We start from the raw sequence: 3,382 nt of genomic DNA on the forward strand, positions 1-3,382 counted from the left end.
AATAACATTAATATATTAATCATTATTTTACCTCCTCATAAGCCATATCCCAAAATTGCATCTCGTAAATACTAGCTTTTATAAATATTTCTTTTAATTTTTCTCTTTCATTATCATCTATGCTTTTGCAAAGCTTATTTACAAAAGCAATATTTCTCTTTGCACACATATAATACTCATCTGAAGAATAACTTTCTATCCAACTTTCATAAAAGTTTCCTTCTAATTTATCCTTATATATTTCTTTTAATTTAATGCCTATATAATAATAACTCCAAGCACAAGGTAAAACTCCTATCATTAACTCTTTTAAATCGCCTGTCAGAGCTAAGGATTTCATGTAACTTGTATAATTCTCATTGGCTAAAGTTATTTTATATTTTTCAAGTTCTTCTATCTTTTCCCCAAAGTTTCTTAAATACCATATGTGGTTGGCACTTTCATCTTCTAATATTCCATTAACACTTTGTTGGAAAAATTTCATATCTTCAATACTTTCACTTTTTACAACTGCCATAGCATAAACTTTTGCATATTCTTTTAGATATAAATAATCTTGAATTAAGTATCTTTTAAATTTTTCTTTATCTAAGGTTCCTTCTCCAAGTTCCTTTAAAAATGGATGTTGTAAATACTCATCCCAAAGCTCTTTAACTTCTTCAAATAAATAATCTGTAAATAACATGTTATTCCCTCATTAATTAAATATTTTTATAATACTTCAATCTTTGCATACCTATTTAATATGTCTTTGTTTAAATTAAACATATTATCAAATAAATTAACTTTAAAAGTACCTATTGGTGGATTATTTAAATCTGCTAATTCTCCACTTAATGACATTGCTAATGTCCCCATTACAGCAGATTCTAATTTATTTTCACTACATGGTAAAAAGCTACCTATTAAACTAGTACTCATGCATCCTGTTCCTGTTATATATTTCAATTTTTCACTTCCATTAAATATTTTATAGACTTTATCTCCATCACTTATTAAATCAGTTTTTCCAGATGCTACTACTATGCATTCTAATTTTTTAGCAACTGTTTTTACTATATTTGATGCATCACTTCCATCATCAAAAGAATCCACACCTTTTCCCTTAACATCAAGTCCGCCTAAGAATTGAATTTCAGAGATATTTCCTCTTACCACATCAAATTTAACTTCATTTAATAAGGTATTTGTAAGTTCACTTCTTGCTTTTGTAGCAAATACTCCTACTGGATCTAATATAACTGGCTTATTATATTTATTTGCAGTCTTACCAGCTAAAACAAATAAATCTAAAATCTCACTATTCATTGTCCCTATATTTATAACAACTGAACTTGCAACTTTTACAATATCATCAACTTCTTCATCAGAGAAACTCATCAAAGGACTTGCACCTATAGCCAAAGTAGTATTTGCACAATCTGTTATAGTTACATTATTTGTATAATGTAAAACTAGTGGATTTAATTCTTTTACTTTATTTATTAGTTCAAACATTTTAATTTCACCTCTTAATAAAATTTATTATTTATTATTTAAATTTTTAATTATATGATTTTATTTCTTTTATTTATCAAACTTATAAAAATGATGAACTGGTCCCACACCGTGACCTATATCAAAGCTATATCTTATTGCTTCAGTTATATATTCTTTGCTTAATCTTACTGATTCTTTAATATCATAACCTAAAGCTAAGTGAGCAGTTATAGCTGAAGATATGGTACATCCTGTTCCATGAGTATTTTTTCTATTTATTCTTTCACACTTAAATACTTCAAAAGTATCTTTTCCAATTAATACGTCAACTGCATCTCCATCTAAGTGACCACCTTTCATTAAAACGAATTTAGGTCCTAAGTCTAATATCTTTTGTCCAACCATTTTCATATCTTCCACAGTATTTATTTTCATATTAGAAATTTCTTCTGCTTCAGGTATGTTTGGTGTAACAATATAAGCCATAGGAATTAAATATTTGATTAAATTATATTTAGCTTCTGGTCTAAGTAATGAATATCCACTCTTAGAAATCATGACTGGATCTACAACTAAGTAATCACATGGATATTTTTTTAAACTGTCCACTATATCCAAAATTATTTCAGGACTAGATACCATTCCTATTTTTATAGCTTTAGGTGGTATGTCTTCACATACTGCCTTAATTTGTCCTTTTATAATTTTGCTACTTAGTTCTTCCACATCAAATACACCTTTCGTATTTTGAGCTGTAATTGCTGTAATAACACTCATTCCATAAGTTCCTATGGCAGAAAATGTTTTTAAATCAGCTTGAACCCCAGCTCCACCAGATGAATCTGATCCTGCTATTGTTAATGTTGGTACTTTGTAATTCCTCATGTTATCTCTCCTTTTAAATTTATATCATAAAAAATTGCAATAAAAAAAGCTACACCTCATAGGTATAGCATATCATTCCTTATTATAAACCCTTTTAAAACACATATATGTTTATAAAAATTATGTATGCTTTCCTACGCTGGTATTATCCAGATCAGGTACAAGGGTCGGTATAAACCTCTCAGCCAAAATGGCGCCCCTAGCAATTATTTACTTTCAACTTAATTATAGTATTTTTATAAATATTGTCAACTTTTATTATTCTAATACTCCAACTCTTACTTCATCTTTATATTCTAATTCTTCAATAAACAAATCAGGATTTGATATAATCCAAAACTTTTTATTTCTACATTGCTTTTTAATAAAACTTTCTAACTTCATAGCTTTGCTTCTGCTACTACACTGAAAAAATACTTCTAGTTTATGAAATCCTTTAGCCTTCGTATATTTTGAATTTATACCTTTTTCATGTTCTTTCATTCTTCTTGAAATATCGCTTGTATAGCCAGTATACAGCGTGTTATCTTTACATCTAATTATATATGTATAATACATTTCTTTCTCCTTGCAATTTAAAGGTATACTACTCATATCCCCCCAAATATTATTTAATAACAAAATTATATCATAGCAAAAATACAAAAAAGAGCTATTAATATAAATTAACAACTCTTACTAAGCATTTTTTCATATTATTCAATACTTATAGCATTAACCGGGCATCCTTCTTCTGCATCTAAGGTACCAACTTCTAGAGCTTCGGGAATCTTGTTAACTATTACAATAGATATGCTTTCATCATCTAATTCAAATACTTCTGGACAATTAGATTCACATGCTCCACATCCTATACAAATATCTCTATCAACTTTTGCCTTCATTTTTAACCTCCACCAAGAATTAAAAATATTATTTCTATCTAGAAATTAAATGTCTTTTTCATTATATAATCTAAAATAGGCTCTATTGATTTTTTATTACTTCTATCCATATCTATATTCTTTTCTAAGTTAAT

The 3,382-nt window shown here is 27.7% G+C and carries 5 protein-coding genes and 1 riboswitch; all 5 genes read right to left on the bottom strand.

Annotation, left to right across the window (positions count from 1 at the left end):
• Positions 1–22: 22 nt before the first annotated feature.
• The 5 genes from tenA to J7G74_RS10715 all read right to left on the bottom strand — a co-directional run bounded on the left by tenA (position 23) and on the right by J7G74_RS10715 (position 3,248).
• On the bottom strand, positions 23–685 hold the full coding sequence (gene tenA / locus J7G74_RS10695; protein WP_297135099.1) for a thiaminase II: 663 nt from the start codon (positions 683–685) through the stop codon (positions 23–25).
• Positions 686–711: 26 nt separating this feature from the next.
• Complete coding sequence (gene thiM, locus J7G74_RS10700) at positions 712–1,497, bottom strand: hydroxyethylthiazole kinase (RefSeq protein ID WP_297135100.1); 786 nt, start codon at positions 1,495–1,497, stop codon at positions 712–714.
• Between the two features lie 69 nt (positions 1,498–1,566).
• Positions 1,567–2,364 carry a bifunctional hydroxymethylpyrimidine kinase/phosphomethylpyrimidine kinase gene (thiD, locus tag J7G74_RS10705; RefSeq protein WP_297135102.1) on the bottom strand — a complete coding sequence of 266 codons (798 nt, stop codon included), beginning with the start codon at positions 2,362–2,364 and terminating at the stop codon, positions 1,567–1,569.
• A 114-nt stretch (positions 2,365–2,478) separates the two neighbouring features.
• Positions 2,479–2,575, bottom strand: a riboswitch (TPP riboswitch).
• A gap of 47 nt (positions 2,576–2,622) precedes the next feature.
• A complete protein-coding gene (locus J7G74_RS10710; RefSeq protein WP_297135104.1) occupies positions 2,623–2,958 on the bottom strand; it encodes a GIY-YIG nuclease family protein in 336 nt (111 codons plus the stop codon).
• Positions 2,959–3,059: 101 nt separating this feature from the next.
• A complete protein-coding gene (locus J7G74_RS10715; RefSeq protein ID WP_297135105.1) occupies positions 3,060–3,248 on the bottom strand; it encodes a ferredoxin in 189 nt (62 codons plus the stop codon).
• Between the last annotated feature and the right edge of the window lie 134 nt (positions 3,249–3,382).

Source organism: Terrisporobacter sp. (assembly GCF_017888745.1).
Taxonomy (GTDB): domain Bacteria; phylum Bacillota; class Clostridia; order Peptostreptococcales; family Peptostreptococcaceae; genus Terrisporobacter.